Origin of the sequence: Rhodanobacter sp. KK11 (assembly GCF_033345435.1) — a bacterium.
Taxonomy (GTDB): Bacteria; Pseudomonadota; Gammaproteobacteria; order Xanthomonadales; family Rhodanobacteraceae; genus Rhodanobacter.
In genome coordinates this window covers 423,428-439,993 of sequence record NZ_JAWPMI010000001.1, presented here as the reverse complement: position 1 = coordinate 439,993, position 16,566 = coordinate 423,428, and the positions used below count along the sequence as shown (strand labels likewise).

At 68.0% G+C, this 16,566-nt stretch carries 12 protein-coding genes; 8 read left to right on the top strand and 4 right to left on the bottom strand.

Annotated features, from left to right (window positions below; all coding sequences use genetic code 11):
• Positions 1–49: 49 nt before the first annotated feature.
• Genes R5H19_RS01865 through R5H19_RS01850 form a run of 4 tightly spaced genes read right to left on the bottom strand, consistent with a single transcriptional unit; the run spans position 50 to position 4,650 of the window.
• Positions 50–907, bottom strand: coding sequence for a MurR/RpiR family transcriptional regulator (locus R5H19_RS01865; protein ID WP_318157273.1), 858 nt, complete (start codon positions 905–907; stop codon positions 50–52).
• Between the two features lie 2 nt (positions 908–909).
• Positions 910–2,007, bottom strand: coding sequence for a dipeptide epimerase (locus tag R5H19_RS01860; protein WP_318157272.1), 1,098 nt, complete (start codon positions 2,005–2,007; stop codon positions 910–912).
• Positions 2,008–2,059: 52 nt separating this feature from the next.
• Positions 2,060–3,466 (bottom strand): SH3 domain-containing protein, encoded by a 1,407-nt coding sequence (locus R5H19_RS01855; protein ID WP_318157271.1) that lies wholly within the window; start codon positions 3,464–3,466, stop codon positions 2,060–2,062.
• Between the two features lie 26 nt (positions 3,467–3,492).
• The gene (locus R5H19_RS01850; RefSeq protein WP_318157270.1) at positions 3,493–4,650 is read right to left on the bottom strand and encodes a DUF819 family protein; all 1,158 of its coding nucleotides are present in this window, start codon (positions 4,648–4,650) and stop codon (positions 3,493–3,495) included.
• 160 nt (positions 4,651–4,810) lie between these two features.
• On the opposite strand from R5H19_RS01850, the gene R5H19_RS01845 reads away from it, so the two are divergent.
• From R5H19_RS01845 to R5H19_RS01810, 8 genes are all read left to right on the top strand, one after another.
• Positions 4,811–6,349: a transglutaminase domain-containing protein gene (locus R5H19_RS01845; protein ID WP_318157269.1), complete on the top strand. Its 1,539-nt coding sequence runs from the start codon at positions 4,811–4,813 to the stop codon at positions 6,347–6,349.
• A gap of 58 nt (positions 6,350–6,407) precedes the next feature.
• Complete coding sequence (locus tag R5H19_RS01840; protein WP_318157268.1) at positions 6,408–9,404, top strand: TonB-dependent receptor; 2,997 nt, start codon at positions 6,408–6,410, stop codon at positions 9,402–9,404.
• A gap of 79 nt (positions 9,405–9,483) precedes the next feature.
• Positions 9,484–10,788: a diaminopimelate decarboxylase gene (lysA, locus tag R5H19_RS01835; protein WP_318157267.1), complete on the top strand. Its 1,305-nt coding sequence runs from the start codon at positions 9,484–9,486 to the stop codon at positions 10,786–10,788.
• Entirely contained in the window at positions 10,785–11,996 is a 1,212-nt protein-coding gene (locus R5H19_RS01830) for a dipeptidase (RefSeq protein WP_318157266.1), read from the top strand. Before lysA ends, R5H19_RS01830 begins: the two co-directional genes overlap by 4 nt.
• A 430-nt stretch (positions 11,997–12,426) precedes the next feature.
• Positions 12,427–13,989: a serine hydrolase gene (locus R5H19_RS01825; protein WP_318158131.1), complete on the top strand. Its 1,563-nt coding sequence runs from the start codon at positions 12,427–12,429 to the stop codon at positions 13,987–13,989.
• Positions 13,989–14,708, top strand: coding sequence for a M15 family metallopeptidase (locus tag R5H19_RS01820; protein WP_318157265.1), 720 nt, complete (start codon positions 13,989–13,991; stop codon positions 14,706–14,708). The genes R5H19_RS01825 and R5H19_RS01820 overlap by 1 nt, the downstream gene beginning before the upstream one ends.
• A 30-nt stretch (positions 14,709–14,738) precedes the next feature.
• Positions 14,739–15,788, top strand: a complete 1,050-nt coding sequence (locus R5H19_RS01815) for a serine hydrolase domain-containing protein (protein WP_318157264.1) — start codon at positions 14,739–14,741, stop codon at positions 15,786–15,788.
• A gap of 5 nt (positions 15,789–15,793) precedes the next feature.
• A complete protein-coding gene (locus R5H19_RS01810) occupies positions 15,794–16,561 on the top strand; it encodes an N-acetylmuramoyl-L-alanine amidase (protein ID WP_318157263.1) in 768 nt (255 codons plus the stop codon).
• The last annotated feature ends 5 nt before the right edge of the window (positions 16,562–16,566 follow it).

The window sequence follows — 16,566 nt, the reverse complement described above, 5'->3', positions numbered from 1 at the left end:
CAAGCGGGCTCCTACGATTTCCTATTTCCTATTTCCTAATTCCCGGCCCTCACGGCTCCAGCATCTGCTGTATCCGCTCCAGGTTTGCCAGCAGCTGCGCATGGAGGTCGTCGTGACCTTCGCACAGCTGCACGAACACGCCGTCGAGCAGGTGTTGCAGCGCCGACTGGTACAGCAGCGGCTGGATGTACGGCAGCTCGTCGTGCGCCGACACCACCAGGCAGAGGTCGGCCAGTGCGCGCAGCGGGTTGGCGGTGTGCCGCGTCACCGTGATCACTTGGCCGCGGCGCTCGCGGAAGTAGCGGGCGATCTTGCACAGCGCCGGGTGGTTGCCGTGCTCGGAGAACACCAGCAGCACGTCGCCGGCGCTGGCCGCGGAGACGTTCGCGGTCATCCGCGCGGTGTCGAAGTTGTGCACGGTGAGGATGCCCAGCAGCGACAGCCGCAGCGCGAAGCCGCGCGCGTGGATGTCGTCCTCGCCCAGCCCGATGATGAACACCTTGCCGGTGCGGCCGGCCTGTTCGATCGCGTCGGCCACGGCGTGGAGGGCGTCCGGCGGATTGATCAGCTGGGTCGCCTCCTCGGCCTCGGACTTGCGCCGCCACAGGTTGCCGGCGGACGCGCCGCCGCCTTCGCCGTCGCTCGCCGCCGCGACCTGCGGCGTGTCGCCGTTGTCGGCGCGGGCGATCGCCTCGCCGACCGAATACTTCAGGTCCGGATAGCCCTTGAAGCCCAGCTTCTGGGTGAACTTGACCACGCTGGACTGGCTGATCCCCAGCGCATTGGCCAGTTGCTGCGAGGAGTAGTCGCGCAAGAGTTGCGCGTTCTCCAGGATGAAGTCGGCGATGCGCCGCTCCACTGCCGACATCTGGTCGCGTTCCGAACGGATTTTGACCAGCGGCGACATCATCAATTCCCCAACCTCTCCAGGCCGCGGATCTCGCGAATGCCCAGTCCGGGGGCGTCCGTCACCGAGATTTCCGACTCGTTGAAGATTACCCCACCGTCGACCGGGTTGAACGCGCACAGCGAGGGGCCGTCCAGGTCGACCTTGGTGATCACGTTCGACTTCGCCACCGCCACGTGCACCGCGGCGGCCACGCTGATGCTGGTTTCCAGCATGCAGCCGATCATGCATTCGATGCCGTGCATGCCGGCGATGTCGGCGATGCGGACCGCATTGGAGATGCCGCCGGTCTTCATCAGCTTGATGTTGATGATGTCGGCCGCACGCAGGCGGATCAGCTCGATCACCTCCATCGGCCCGAACACGCTCTCGTCGGCCATCACCGGGGTATGCACGCGCTCGGTGACGTAGCGCATGCCGGCCAGGTCGCGCGCCTTCACCGGCTGTTCGATCAGCTCCAGCTTGATGCCGGCCTCCTCCAGCGTCTGCAGCGCGTACACTGCCTGCTTGGCGGTCCAGCCCTGGTTCGCGTCCAGCCGCAGCAGTGCGCGCCCCTCGACCGCGGCGTAGATCGCCTTGACCCGCTCGATGTCGACCCCGATGTCCTTGCCCACCTTGATCTTCAGCGACTCGAAGCCGCGTTCCACCGCGGAAACCGAGTCGGCCACCATCTTGTCGATGTAGTCGACGCTGATGGTGATGTCGGTGGTGATCACCGGGTCGCCGCCGCCAAGCAGCTTGTACAGCGGCGCGCCGTAGAGCTGCCCCCACAGGTCGTACACCGCGATCTCCACCGCCGCCTTGGCGCTGGTGTTCTTCTCCATCGAGGACTGGATCAGCTGGGTGAGGTGGTTGAGGTTGGCGATGTCCTGGCCGATCAGCCTTGGAGAGATGTAGTGGCGGATCGCGTCGATGATCGAACCGTGGGTGTCGCCGGTGATCACCGCGGTGGCCGGCGCCTCGCCGTAGCCGACCTGACCCGTGTCGGTGTGCACCATCACCACGATGTCCTCCACCGTGTTGACGGTGCGCAACGCGGTCTTGAACGGGGTCTTCAGCGGCACTCGCAGCATGCCGAACTGGATGTCGGTGATTTTCATGGGAAAGCCTTCATGGAATCCGTGTCCTGTTTTTTTCTTGGCGTCGACGCGTTCAATGGCGAATGCGCACGATGCTGGTCATGCGGTCGACATAGCTCTGCCTGTCGTTGTAGAGCATCGGCAGCAACGGCGTCACCGACACCGAATTGAGCTTGATCCGCGCCTTGCCGCCGTCGGCCTTGCGGTAGCTCATGCCGCCCGCGTCGTGGATCACGTACGGCTGGCCGTGCCAGTGGCCGATCACCATCATCACGTGGCCGGGGATGTAGACCAGGTCGCCGACCTCGAGCGCCTGCGCGGCCTTGAGGCGCGCCTCGTGGCTGTCCTTGTCGGTGAACGTGCGATGCTCCAGCGCCGGGCTGATGGCCTGCCGGCTGGTGTTGCGCGGCATCTGCACGCCCATGCTGCGGTACACGTCGGAGACGAAGCCCGAACAGTCGCGGCCGTCGTACGCGTGACCCCAGCCATAGCGCTCGCCGAGGAACTTGAACGCCTGGCGGATGATGTTGGCGCGGGTCAGCGGCAGGTAGCCGTCGGCGGTGTCGGTGTTCTTCTGCAGCAGCGCCGGGCTGAAGCCCAGCGTGCCGTCGGCCTTGCGCAGCGGCAGTTCGAGCACGTGCGCGGCGTACGGCGTCTGGCCGTTGACCGGCTGGTCCGGCGGCAGGCCGGTCTGCAGCGGCACGCGCGTGCCCATGTCAAGCTGCAGCTGCGACACCGCCGGCTGCTCGCGGGTGAACACGGTGCGTTCAGTGGCACCGGTGATCACCCGATACGGGGTCTTGTCGGCATAACCGAACACCTCGGCCGCGCTGCCTTCGGCGACATCATTCTTGTCGATCCACGCCGCATAGCGCGGACTGACCACGAACAGCCACTGGCCGTCGGCACTGGCATGCACGATCGCCACCGGCGTGCCGGGGAACTCGGCGGTTTCCTGGAAGCGGTCGATGTCGGTGTCGCCCTTCTCGCTGAACACGCGCAGCGTGGTGGGGAACGTGCGCAGCGCGGCGCGGCGCACCACCAGGCCGTAGCGCGTCTTCTGTTGCGCAGGGATCGCAGCGAGCGCGAGGTTGCCGACCACGGCATCCAGCGTGGCGGCCGGCACCGGCCGGCCGTCGACGTCGAACAACGGACGCTCCGGTCGCTGCGACAGCGCCTCGATCCAGCCGGCGACCTGCGCGCGATCCAGGCTCTTCGGCAAAGCGCGCAGGTCGTGCATCGACGGATCGAGCCGCAGCAGCTTCGCGTTCTGCGCCTCGATCGCTGCGCGGTCGAGGATCACCCGATCGGGCTCGGCCTGCAGGCCGATCCAGAATGCTGGAGTGAGCTGCGCCTCGCCGACGCCGAGCACACCGGACGGCGGCACCGTCAAGGCATCGTTGGCCTCGCGCGCCTGCAGCGGAGCGCCGGCAAAGGCGAGCGCGAGCGCGGTGGCGGCAACAAGCTGGGAAAATCGCATGGTCTTGGTCCTTGGTTGATACCGCGTCACGGGCCGGCCAGCCCCGACAGCACTGTCGCCACCACCAGCCCGAAACCGGTACCCAGGATGTAGCCGAGCAGCGCCAGCAGGATGCCGACCGGCACCAGCGCCGCGGAGTAACTGGCCGCCAGGATCGGCGTGGCCGCCACGCCGCCAATATGCGCCAGCGAGGAGATCCCGCACAGGTACAGGTCGAAGCGGAACAGCTTGGCGAAGCCGACCAGCAGCACCGCGTGGATCGCGATGACGGTGACGCCGCACAAGAGATACAGCGGCGCCGCGGCGATGCCCTGGAAGTTGCTCTGCGAGGCCAGCACCGCCACCACGCAGATCAGCATGGCGCTGGAAATCGTGCTGGCGCCAGGGAACTGCGCCAGTGGCGTATGCGCCACCAGCAGGCCGAAACCGGTGGCCAGCAGGATGGTCCAGGTGGTGGCGCTGACCATGCCCGATACCGGCAGCCAGCCGGCCAGCCAGCCCGCCAGCGCCGCTGCCGCCAGCGCCATGCCCAGCCACAGCAGCACGCTGTCGTAGGTGGTGGGCGCCCTGGTCTTCGCCGGCGCCAGCGGGATGTCGCCGCTGGACACCGCCCGGGTCCAGCGGTTGAAGGCCGGCGCCAGCCGTGCCACCGAGAACAGCACCACCACCCACATCGAGTAGCCCAGCGCGTCGGTCAGCAGCGACATCGCCAGGTAGGTGTCGGACATGCCGATCGCCTGCTTCACCGCAATCATGTTCGCGCTGCCGCCGACCCAGCTGCCGGACAGCGCGGCCAGCGGCTGCCAGTCGTTGCCGGGCAGCCAGTGGCGATAGAGCAGGAAGGTGCCGATGAAGGCCACGAACAGGCTGAGCGAAGTGCAGGCGAACACGCCGAGCACGCGCGGGCCGAGCCGCCAGATCGCGCGCAGGTCGCAGTTGATCATCAGCAGGAACAGCAACGCCGGCACCAGGTGCGAGACCAGCATCGACTGCGCCGCCTTGATCTCCGCGTTGACCTGCCACAGCCCGGACACCGCCAGCGCGGTGACGAACAGATAGGTCAGCACGATCGGCGGCAGCACCGAGAACACCTTCCAGCCGAAGCGGCGCTCCAGCGCCGGAAACAGGCCGGCGACCAGCAGCATCAGCGCCATGTAAGGCCAGACCGTGTGGATCACATGCATCCCCTCGTGGATCGTTCGCGGGCATTCGCAGGCTGGCTGGTTTCGGCCACCAAGGAATAGCTGATTCTTTTCGGATTTGATTGAAGCATAAATTATTGACCGGCATTTGCAAGCGTGTTACACAGCGGTTTCAGGGGACTCGATGTGGGGACGTTCGCCGATGGATACGTTGCTGCCTGTCGCGCCGGGAATACGCCGCCAAGCATGTGGCCTGCGCGTGGCTGCGTTCCCGCTCGTCCTGCTGTTCGTCCTGCTGTCCGCCGCCCCGCTTGCCTTCGCCGGCAACGGCGCCGATGGCAAGGCGCTCGCCCCCATCATCGCCCAGATCGACGCCGGCCACTTCCAGTCCGCCGAAGCGGCGATCTCCACCGCACTGGCGCAGCCCGACCTGAGCACCGACGCGCGCGACGCGCTCGCCTTCCAGCGCGAACGCATGCGCCGCATCCTGCTCGACTTCACCCTCGACGCCGACGACGTCAAGGCGCGCGTGCGCAAGCAGATCCCCGACCTCGGCGACGCCGAGTTCGCCAGGTGGAACGCGGCCGGCCTGTTCGAGCACCAGGTCATCGACGGCAGGATGCTGTACTTCAAGCGTGCGCCCGGCAACCTGTTCCGGCTCAGCCCCGAAGCGGTGGCGCGGCGCGCGGTGCAGACGCCGATCAGCGATGGCCCGATGGAAGCGCTGAACGACCAGCAGCGCGCGATCTACCGGGCCGCGCTGGCCGAACACGAAAGCAGCGTGCTGCCGCAGCGCCTGCGCATGACGCAGACCCTGACCGTGGCCGCCGATGCGGTACCCGCCGGCGAGACCGTGCGCGCGTGGATTCCGTACCCGCGCGCGGTGCCGGGCCAGCAGGAAGACATCCGCTACGTCGCCAGCGTGCCGGCGCAGCACCAGATCGCGCCCGAGTCGGCCATGCAGCGCACGGTGTACCTGGAAAAGCCCGCGGTGGCCGGGCAGAAGACCGTGTTCTCGGTCACCTACGAGCTGACCTTGTACGCGCAGTACCACGCGATCGACCCGGACCAGGTCCAGCCCGCAGCGATCACTCCCGAGCTGGCCCCGTTCGTGGCCGAGCGCGCGCCGCACATCGTGTTCACCGACGCCATGCGTGCGTTCTCGCGCAAGGTGGTCGGCGAGGAGAAGAACCCGTACCGCATCGCGCAGAAGCTGTTCGCCGCGGTGGATCAGATCCCGTGGGCCGGCGCGCGCGAGTACTCCACCATCAGCAACATCAGCGACTACGCGCTGCACGCCGGCCACGCCGACTGCGGCCAGCAGACCCTGCTGCTGATGACCCTGCTGCGCCTCAACGGCATCCCCGCGCGCTGGCAGTCCGGCATGGTGTATTCCGCCGACGGCAGCGGCTACAGCAACATCCACGACTGGGGCTACCTGTACCTGGCGCCGTACGGCTGGGTGCCGATGGACGTCACCACCGGCCGCCTGCACCCGGCGCCGGGCGACGACCAGGCGCTGGAGTGGTTCTACCTCGGCGGCCTCGACCACTGGCGCATCGCCTTCAACGACGACTACGGCCGCCGCTTCCAGCCGGCCAAGCAGCATTTCCGTTCCGACGACGTGGACTCGCAGCGCGGCGAGGCCGAGTGGCGCGGCGGCAACCTCTATTTCGACCAACTGGGTTACGACTTCGACTGGCAGGTTCTGCCAGCGGTGCAGGGACGCAGCAGCAAATGACCAACCAGCAGCTTTTCATAAACACGGCATCGACGGCGTCGATGGGGAGATGGGGAAAATGAGCAACACCCGGACATTGCGCAGGACTGTACTCGGCACGGCGCTCGGACTGGCACTCGCCGCCTTCGGCGCGCCGCAGGCGCACGCGGCCAACAACGACGGCGCGGTAGCCGGTCGCACCCAGGCTGGCGCCACCGTGGTCGTGACCAATCCGGCCACCGGCCTGACCCGCACCATCATCGCCGACAATAACGGCAGCTACCGCTTTCCGTTCCTGCCGGTGGGCCAGTACACCATCAGCGCAAGCAGCAGCGGCCAACAAGTGGGGCCGACGCGCAACGTCACGGTAGCGCTGGGTACCACCACCACGGTGGACCTGGGCGCGGCAGACGCGACCAGTCTGGCCGCGGTCAACGTCACCGGCGCGGTGTTGCCGGTGATCGACGTGAGTTCCACCGAGTCGGCCACCATCGTCTCGCGCGACGAACTGGTACGCCTGCCGGTCGACCAGAACGTCACCTCGGTGGCCCTTCTCGCGCCGGGTGTGGTCAAGGGTAACGCCAGCTTCGGCGGCATCTCCTTCGGCGGCTCCTCGATCGCCGAGAACGCGATCTACGTCAATGGCCTCAACGTCACCGACTTCTACAACCGCAACGGCTTCTCCGAGGCGCCGTTCGCCTTCTACGACCAGTTCCAGGTCAAAACCGGCGGCTACTCGGTAGAGTTCGGCCGCACCACCGGCGGCGTGATCAACGCGGTGGCGCGCTCGGGCACCAATGAACTGAAAGGCGGTGTGGAGATCACCCTGGAGCCTGGCAACTGGCACTCGCGGGCCGACGACCACTACGACGCCGATGGCCATCGCTACCTCACCGCCAGCCGCGACCAGGACTCGCTGGTGAAGACGAACGTCTGGGCCTCCGGCCCGATCGTCAAGGACAAGCTGTTCATGTTCGCCATGTACGAGGCCCGCGGCAGCAGCCCGCGCAATACCAACAACGCCGGCACCACGCTGACCTCCAACAACGCGGATACCGGCTTTTGGGGCACCACCATCGACTGGAACATCACCGATAGCAACGTGCTGCAGCTGATGGCGTTCTCCGACAAGAACAAGAACATCGGCGACGTCTACAGCTACGACTACGACACCGACACCATCGGCACCCGCACCAACAAGGTCTTCACCGACACCGGCGGCAAGAACTGGGCGCTGACCTGGACCAGCTACCTCACCAACGACCTGTCGATGAAGCTGATGTACGGCCGCAACGAGCGTGAGGCGTTCACCCGTTCGCAGCTGGACATCGACTGCAACTACGTCTCGGCCAACAACGCGTTCCGGGCGATCCACGACCCGGGCGTGCAGCTGGGCTGCACCAGCAGCTCCACCGTGTACGAGCGCAACGACACCCGCAAGCAGGCGCGCGCCGACTTCGAATGGACGCTGGGCGACCACCTGCTTCGCTTCGGCTACGACCACGAGAACGACACCTCCGACTACAACCGTCACTACGCCGGGCCGGGCGCGTACTACTACAACCTGTACGCCGCCAGCGCCGGCTCCACCATCTCCAACGGCGGCGTGGTGCCGGCCGGCTACGACGCCTACATCCGCGCGCGCCGCTACGAGATCTCCGGCACCTTCACCACCAAGAACGCCGCCTACTACATCGAGGACAACTGGCAGGTCACGCCCAACCTGGTGCTCAACGCCGGCGTGCGCAACGACAGCTTCGACAACCAGGACGCCGAAGGCCGCAGCTACATCAAGATGAGCCGGCAGATCGCGCCGCGGCTGGGCTTCTCCTGGGACATGAAGGGCGACGGCAGCAGCAAGCTGTTCGGCAACCTCGGCCGCTACTACCTGCCGGTGGCCAACGTGATCAACATCAAGCAGGCCGGCGGCCTGCTCGACGAGCGCACCTACTACGCATTCGACGGCTGGGACATCCAGACCCTCAACGGCGTGCAGTACGCCATCCCGAAACTGGGGCCGCAGATCGGTGCGGTCGACAACTCGCAGGGCGACGGCACCGTCGGCGACCTGCGTTCCGAGGTCGACAAGAACATGGATCCGGTCTACCAGGACGAGGCGATCCTGGGCTTCCAGCAGCTGATCACGTCGCAGTGGTCGTGGGGCGTCAGCGCCACCTACCGGCGTCTGCACAACGCGATCGACGACATGGAGATCAGCGCCACCGCGCAGTGCGGCGATAACGGCTACATCGGCTGGGTGATGGCCAACCCGGGCAAGAAGGTCACCGTGTGGGGCGATACCAACTGCGACGGCACCGCCGACGGCTACCTCACCGTGGATACCTCGAAGGAAGGCTGGGCGATGTACGACGCCGACGGCAACTACCTGGGCCAGCGCGGCTGGGTGAAGCCCAAGCGCACCTACGCCGCCGTCGAGCTGCAGCTGAACCGCGCGTGGGACGAGAAGTGGGCGATGAACGCCTCCTACACGATGTCGTGGAACCGCGGCAACGCGGAAGGCCCGGTCAACTCGGACACCGATTTCGACGACACCGGCCGCACCGAGAACTTCGACGACCCGTGGGTGAACCTGGGCGGCGACGGCTACCTGCCGAACGACCGTCGCCACCAGTTCAAGCTGCGCGGCACCTACGCGCTCACCCCGCACTGGCAACTCGGCGCCGACCTGAACGCGGCTTCCGGCGGCCCGATCACCGGCTTCGGCGTGGGCAACCCCTACGACGCCACCAACTACCACAGCTACTTCATCTGTGTGCAGAACTGCGACTCGCCGGTGTCCGAGGACCGCGTCTACGAACGCTCGCCGCGCGGCAAGTACGGCCGCCTGCCGTGGACCTTCAACTTCAACGCCGGCATCAGCTACATCCAGCCGTTCGACGGCGGCGAATTCCGGGTCAAGCTGGCCGTCTACAACCTGCTCAACCAGAAGCGCACCACGGCGGTGGACCAGGACCTGCAGACGTCCATTTCCAACTCCACCAGCGACACCTTCCGCCAACCGCTGGGCTTCCAGTCGCCGCGCTTCACCCAGCTGACCATGTCCGTCACGTTCTGATCGGCCTCCCCCGATTGCGGCCCGCCCGGCGGGCCGCTCTTTTTTCCAGCACCCCTGCACCAGCAACGACATCCAGCCCATGCCAACGCAAACGAGCAGCCGCCCGGCAGCACCGCAGCCTGTCCCACAGGCGAACGGCACAAGCCATTACTTCGACGGGGTCGACCTGCCGGCGCTGGCGCAACGGATCGGTACGCCCCTGCATGCCTATTCCGCCAGCGCCATCCGCCAGCGCATCAGCGAGCTGCAGAGCGCGCTGGCCGGCCTCGACGCCACCATCTGCTTCGCGGTCAAGGCCAATTCCAACCTCGCCATCCTGCAATTGATGGCGCAGGCCAGCGTCGGCGCCGACATCGTCTCGGTCGGCGAACTGCGCCGCGCCCTGAACGCCGGCATCCCGGCCGAGCGCATCGTGTTCTCCGGTGTCGGCAAGAGTGCCGACGAGATCGCCGGCGCGCTGAACGTCGGCATCATGCGTTTCAACGTCGAGTCGCTGGACGAGCTGCACACCCTGCAACGCGTCGCGAAGGCGCAGGATGTGACTGCACGCGCCGCCGTGCGCATCAACCCCGACGTGGACGCGCAGACCCACGCGAAGATCTCCACCGGCAAGTCGGAAAACAAGTTCGGCGTCAGCATCGATGAGGCGCGCCGCTGGTTCGCCGAGCGCAAACGGCTCGGCCACGTGCAACTCGACGGCCTGCACGTGCACATCGGCTCGCAGATCCTCAGCCTCGATCCGTTCCGCCTTGCGCTGCAGCGGGTCGCCGCGTTCTGGCGCGAACTCGAACAGGCCGGCCACCCGATCAACAGCATCGACGTGGGCGGCGGGCTTGGCGTGTGCTACCGCGCCGGCACGGATCACCCGGTGGCCGCCGCCGATTACGTGAACGTGATCCGCGACGCGCTGGCCGACTACCGTGGCAAGCTGCTGCTGGAGCCGGGCCGCTACCTGGTCGCCGAGGCCGGCGTGCTGCTGACCCGGGTGCTGCGCGTCAAGCCGGGCGTCGAACGCACGTTCCTGGTGCTGGACGCGGCCATGAACGACCTGCAGCGGCCCAGCCTGTACGACGCCTGGCACGACATCGTGCCGGTCGCGGACGCGCCGCGCCCGCTGGTCACCTACGACATCGTCGGCCCGGTCTGCGAAACCGGCGATACTTTCGCCCGTGCGCGCGAGCTGCCCGAGTGCGCGGCCGGCGACCTGTTGCTGATCAAGGCCACCGGCGCGTACGGTGCGTCGATGGCCTCCACCTACAATTCGCGGCCGCTGGCGGCCGAGGTGCTGCTGAACCAGGGCCGCTACGCCGTGGTGCGCCGTCGCCAGCACTTCGAGGAAATGATCGCCGGCGAGCAGCCGGCGCGAAACTGGGAAACGACATGAGCCTGAGTACGCGCCTCGCCCTCCTCGCCACCCTGGCCCTGCCCGTCGCCCTGCACGCGCAGGCCGCGCAGGATCCACCGGTCACCATCGATACCCACGTCGACATCCCGTTCACTTACATGGCCGAGCCGCGTTTCGACGTCGGCAAGGACACCCGTCTGCTGGTCGACCTGGGCAAGATGGAGCGCGGCGGCCTCAACGCGGCGTTCTTCGTGATCTGGGTGCCGCAGCACCAGCTCGACGCCGCCGGCTACGCCAAGGCCGTGCAGCAGGCCAGCCAGAAATACGACGGCATCGGCCGCATGCTGATGATGTACCCCGACCGCATCCGCCTGGCCACCACGCCCGAACAGCTGCTGGCCAACCGCAAGGCCGGCCTGCTCTCGGCGACCATCGCGATCGAGAACGCCTACTCGCTCGGCCACGACATCCGCCGCCTCGACGCCGCGTTCGACCGCGGCGCGCGTTCGGTCGGCCTGGTCCACGTCGGCAACAACGACCTGTGCAGCAGCTCGCTTCCCGACACCAAGCACGGCGAGCCGGCGATGAACAGCGCCGGCGACAAGGGCATGAGCGATTTCGGCCGCGCCGTGGTGAAACGCGCCAACCAGCTCGGCATGCTGGTCGATATCTCGCATGCCTCGGACCGCTGCGTGCGCGATGCGCTGGAGGTGTCCAGCACGCCGCTGATCGCCTCGCACTCCGGCGCCCGCGCCGTGCTCGACCACCCGCGCAACCTGCCCGACGACCTGTTGCGCGCGATCGCCGCCAAGGGCGGTGTGATCCAGGCGGTGGCGTACAAGGAATTCCTCAAGCACGATCCCGGCCGCGAAGCCGCCGAGAAGGCGTTGCAGGAACGCGTGGCGAAACAGGCCGGCGAGAAGGAGTACGACAGCGACAACGACGACTACCGGCCCGCGATGGAAGCAGGCATGGCCGAGATCCAGAAGAAGTATCCGCTGGCCACGCTGGACGACTACGTCAAGCAGATCCGCCACATGGTAAAGGTGGCCGGCATCGACCACGTCGGCCTCGCTTCGGACTTCGACGGCGGCGGCGGCATCACCGGCTGGAAAGACGCCAGCGAAACCCGCAACGTCACCGCCGCGCTGCGCAAGGCCGGCTTCAGCGACGCCGACATCGCCAAGCTGTGGGGCGGCAACCTGCTGCGCGTGTGGAGCGAGGTCGCGCGCCATGCACAACATTGACCCGGCCCGCGCACTGCGCCTTCCCCTGCGACCGAAGGAAGTCCCCGCTGGGCAACGCCGGGGAGGATCGGGGTGGAGCGCTGCTCTCCCGCACTCCCGAGCTACCCCCTCCCAACCTCCCCCTGCCAGCAGGGGGAGGAGCCAAGAGGAGCGCGACGCCGAAGCTTCGCTCCCTCCCCTGCCACGCAGGGGAAGGCTGGGGTGGGGTGCTGCTCTCCCGCACTCCCGAGCTACCCCCTCCCAACCTCCCCCTGCCAGCAGGGGGAGGAGCCAGGAGCGCGGCGCCGAAGCTTCGCCCCCTCCCCTGCAACGCAGGGGAGGGCTGGGGTGGGGCGCTGCTCTCCCGCATTCCCGAGCTACCCCCTCCCAACCTCCCCCTGCCAGCAGGGGGTGGAGCCAGGAGCGCGGCGCCGAAGCTTCGCTCCCTCCCCTGCCACGCAGGGGAGGGCTGGGGTGGGGTGCTCTTGCCCTTGCGTTCCTGCTCGCACCGCTTGGCGCCACCGCCCAATCCGCCAACCCCACCTACGACAAGATCGTCGACGCCGTAATCGCCCGCTACCAGCTCCCCGGTATTGCCGTCGGCGTGATCGAGCATGGGCAAGTCGTCTACGTGCGTACCGCCGGCGAAACCGTCGCCGGCTCCGGCCAGCCGGTCACCCCGCGCACGCTGTTCAAGATCGCCTCCAACAGCAAGGCCATGACCACCACCCTGCTCGGCCGGCTGGTCGACCAGGGCAAGCTGCGCTGGGACGACCCGGTGACGAAATACCTGCCGCAGTTCCGCATGAACGATCCATGGGTCACCGCGAACATGCGCGTGGGCGACCTGCTCACCCACGCCAGCGGCCTGCCCGAGGGCGGCGGTGACCTGATGCTGTGGCCGGAGCCGAACGCGTTCACCCGCGCCGACATCATCCACGGCCTGCGCTTCATCAAGCCCGCCTACAGCTTCCGTTCGCAATACCAGTACGACAACCTGCTCTACGTGGTCGCCGGCGAAGTGGCCGCCGCGGCTGGCGGCGCGTCCTACGAGACGCTGATGCAGCGCGAAGTGTTCGAGCCGCTGGGCCTGGACCGCTGCCAGGTCGGCGCGTGGAACCGCGACACCGTGGGCGACGTGGCCACGCCGCATCGCCGCGACAACGGCCGCAATGTGGCGATGCCCGAAGACGCCGCGATTCCCGCGATCACCTCGGCCGCCGCCGGCGGCATCCGCTGCGATCTCACCGACATGCTGACGTGGGCGCGCAACTGGCTGGCGCCCACGTCGGCACAGCTGAAGTGGCTGTCGCCGGTGCAGCGCGACGTGCTGCAGGCCCCGCACATGCTGATCCCGGTGTCCGCGCAACGCCGCGCGTGGGACAACACCCACGTGATGGCCTACGGCTATGGCTGGCGCATGGCCGACGTCGACGGGCAGTGGAGCGTGTGGCACACCGGCACGCTGAACGGCATGTACTCGATGCTGGCGCTGCTGCCGGACCGCCAGAGCGGCTTCGTGCTCATGATCAACGGCGAGGCGGACGATGCGCGCACCGTGCTCGGCGAAGTGCTGATGAAACATTTCACCGCGCCCGGCGACAGCCGCGACGTGCGCTGGTACGCCGACGCACTGGAGCAGCAAGCGAAGCAGCGTCCGGCCAACCTGACCGCCCCGGACACCGCTGCGCAACGACCGGCCGCCGCGAGGGAGTTGGCCGCGTGGGCCGGCAAGTACCGCGACCCCTGGTTCGGCGACATCTCGTTGTGCCCGCGCGACGGCCAGCTGCGTTTCACGGCGGCGAAATCGCCCACGCTGACCGGCACGGTGATGCGCCTGGGCGACCGCTACCTGGTGCATTGGGATCACGGCGATCTGGACGCGTGGCTGGACTTCCAGCCGGCTGCGGGTGACCAGCCGGCTTCCCTGCGCATGGCCAAGCTCGACCCCCAGGGCGACTTCAGCTACGACTACGAAGATCTCGAGCTCCGGCACGCAGGAAGCTGCCGCTGATGCGTCGCCCGCTTGCCGCGCTGGTGCTGCTCGCCGCCATCGGCGCCTGCGCCGACAGCCGCGCCGAACAGCCGCCGGCACTGTCGCCGGCGAAGACCGCCGCCGCGGCGAACCTGGTCGACATCCGCACGCTGGTGCCGGACATCGCCGAGGACATCAAGTACGCCGGCCACGACAACTTCGTGGGCGCGCCGGTGGATGGCTACCTGGCGCCGAAGTGCCTGCTGCTGCGCCCGGTCGCCGAGGCGCTGGCGCGGGTCGAGCACGAGCTGCGCACGCAACACCTGCGCCTGAGGATCTGGGACTGCTACCGCCCCGCCCGTGCGGTGGCGCACTTCGTGCGCTGGGCGCACGACCTCGCCGACCAGCGCACCAAGGCGCAGCACTACCCCACGCTGGACAAGTCGCAACTGCTCGGCGACTACATCGCGCCGGTCTCCGGCCACAGCCGCGGCGCCACCATCGACCTCACCCTTGAGCACTGCGCCGCCGACGGCAAGCGCTGCGAAGCGCTGGACATGGGCACCGACTTCGACTTCTTCGACGTGCGCGCCCACACCGACGCGCCCGGCATCAGCGCCGCGCAACACGCGAATCGCCTGCTGCTGCGCGACGCGATGGCGCGCGAGGGCTTTCGCAACTATCCGCTGGAATGGTGGCACTACACCCTCGTGCCGGAACCGACGCCACACACACTCTACGACGTGCCGGTGCAATGACGCACCGCGAATGACCGCAGGGGAACCGCCATGCCGAAACTGTTCGCCGGCCTCGCCGCCATCATCCTGCTCGGCGGCTGTACCGCCGGCACCAAATCGCCCGACCCGACCGACGCGCTGATGCAGCGCTATGCCGGCGACGTGCCCGGCGCCTCGCTGCTGGTGCTCAAGGACGGCAAGCCGGTCGTGCGCCGCGGCTACGGCCTGGCCAATCTCGAAGACGGCGAGCGCGCCACGCCGGCCACCAACTACCGGCTCGCCTCGGTGAGCAAGCAGTTCACCGCCGCGGCGATCCTGCTGCTGGCCGAGAACGGCCGACTCGACCTGGACGACCCGGTGCGCCGCTGGCTGCCTTCGCTGCCGGAGACGACCGCCGCGGTCACTCTGCGCCAATTGCTCGACCACACCGGCGGTCTGGTCGACTACGAGGAGCTGATCCCGCCCGGCACCACCGAACAGCTCAGCGACAACGACGTGCTGCGCATGCTGTCCGCCACGCCGAAGACCTACTTCGCACCGGGCAGTGCGTACCGCTACAGCAACACCGGCTACGTGCTGCTCGGCCTGGTGGTGGAGCGCGCCTCCGGCATCAGCCTGCCGCTGTACCTGCAGCAGCGCATTTTCCGTCCGCTGCACATGGACCACACCCTGATGTACGTGCGCGGCGGCCCGGAAGTGGACAACCGTGCCTATGGCTACAGCGAACAGGACGGCGGCTGGACGCGCACCGACCAGAGCGTCACCAGCGCCACCCTCGGCGATGGCGGCATCTATTCCTCGATCGATGACCTGGCGAAGTGGGACGCCGCGTTGTACGACGACCGCCTGCTCAGCGCGGCCTCGCGCGAACTGGCCTTCGGCGCGCACGTGAAAGTCACCGACGAGCCCTACGAAGCCAGCTACGGCTACGGCTGGCGCATCACCGGCGACACGCTGTGGCACTCCGGCGAAAGCATCGGCTTCCGCAACGTGATCGTGCGCTGGCCGAAGCAGCGCCTCACCGTGATCCTGCTCAGCAACCGCAACGATCCGGAGCCATACCGCACCGCGCTGGCGATCGCCCAACCCTACCTGCAGTGATCCCGATGCGCCGACTGCCTGCCTCGTCCCGTCTGCTGTGCCGCGTCGCGCTGCTGGCGCTGCTCGCGTTGCTCGCCGCCTGCGCGCCGCTGCCGCCGCGCAACCCGCTGGCGACCTGGGTGCCCTCGCCCAACCACGACGTGCGCCGGCCGGTGCTGATCGTGCTGCACTACACCCAGCAGCAGTCGGTGCGGCAGAGCCTGGAAACCCTGCGCACGGCCAACAGCGGCGGCCCGGTCAGCGCGCACTACCTGGTCGGCGCCGACGGCCACATCTACCAGTTGGTGCCCGACCAGTGGCGCGCGTGGCAGGCCGGCCCGGGACGCTGGGGCACCATCACCGACCTCAACTCCGCCTCGATCGGCATCGAGCTGGACAACGACGGCGCCACGCCGTTCGCCCAGCCGCAGATCGACAGCCTGTTGCGCCTGCTGGCCGATCTCACCGATCGCCTGCGCATCCCGCGCACCCAGATCATCGGCCACGAGGACCTCGCTCCCGGCCGCAAGGACGACCCCGGCCCGCTGTTCCCATGGCCGCAACTGGCCGCCGCCGGCTTCGGCCTGTGGCCGCAGGGCGAACTGGTCGATCCACCGGCCGGCTTCGATCCGTGGATGGCGCTGGGCCTGGTCGGCTACCCGCTGGACGACCGCGCCGCCGCCGTGCGCTCCTTCCACCACCACTACCGCAGCATGCAGGGCGACACGCTGGACGAGGTGGACCTGCGCATCCTGTACAACCTGGCGCAGCAGATCGTGGGCAGCGGCGGCTGAGCCGC

What these genes read in the sequence shown, in the direction of transcription:
- R5H19_RS01830 (WP_318157266.1), top strand. Translation starts at nt 10,785, where the DNA reads ATGAGCCTGAGTACGCGCCTCGCCCTCCTCGCCACCCTGGCCCTGCCC.
- R5H19_RS01865 (WP_318157273.1), bottom strand. Translation starts at nt 907, where the DNA reads ATGTCGCCGCTGGTCAAAATCCGTTCGGAACGCGACCAGATGTCGGCA.
- R5H19_RS01855 (WP_318157271.1), bottom strand. Translation starts at nt 3,466, where the DNA reads ATGCGATTTTCCCAGCTTGTTGCCGCCACCGCGCTCGCGCTCGCCTTT.
- R5H19_RS01810 (WP_318157263.1), top strand. Translation starts at nt 15,794, where the DNA reads ATGCGCCGACTGCCTGCCTCGTCCCGTCTGCTGTGCCGCGTCGCGCTG.
- lysA (WP_318157267.1), top strand. Translation starts at nt 9,484, where the DNA reads ATGCCAACGCAAACGAGCAGCCGCCCGGCAGCACCGCAGCCTGTCCCA.
- R5H19_RS01840 (WP_318157268.1), top strand. Translation starts at nt 6,408, where the DNA reads ATGAGCAACACCCGGACATTGCGCAGGACTGTACTCGGCACGGCGCTC.
- R5H19_RS01860 (WP_318157272.1), bottom strand. Translation starts at nt 2,007, where the DNA reads ATGAAAATCACCGACATCCAGTTCGGCATGCTGCGAGTGCCGCTGAAG.
- R5H19_RS01845 (WP_318157269.1), top strand. Translation starts at nt 4,811, where the DNA reads ATGGATACGTTGCTGCCTGTCGCGCCGGGAATACGCCGCCAAGCATGT.
- R5H19_RS01815 (WP_318157264.1), top strand. Translation starts at nt 14,739, where the DNA reads ATGCCGAAACTGTTCGCCGGCCTCGCCGCCATCATCCTGCTCGGCGGC.
- R5H19_RS01820 (WP_318157265.1), top strand. Translation starts at nt 13,989, where the DNA reads ATGCGTCGCCCGCTTGCCGCGCTGGTGCTGCTCGCCGCCATCGGCGCC.
- R5H19_RS01850 (WP_318157270.1), bottom strand. Translation starts at nt 4,650, where the DNA reads ATGCATGTGATCCACACGGTCTGGCCTTACATGGCGCTGATGCTGCTG.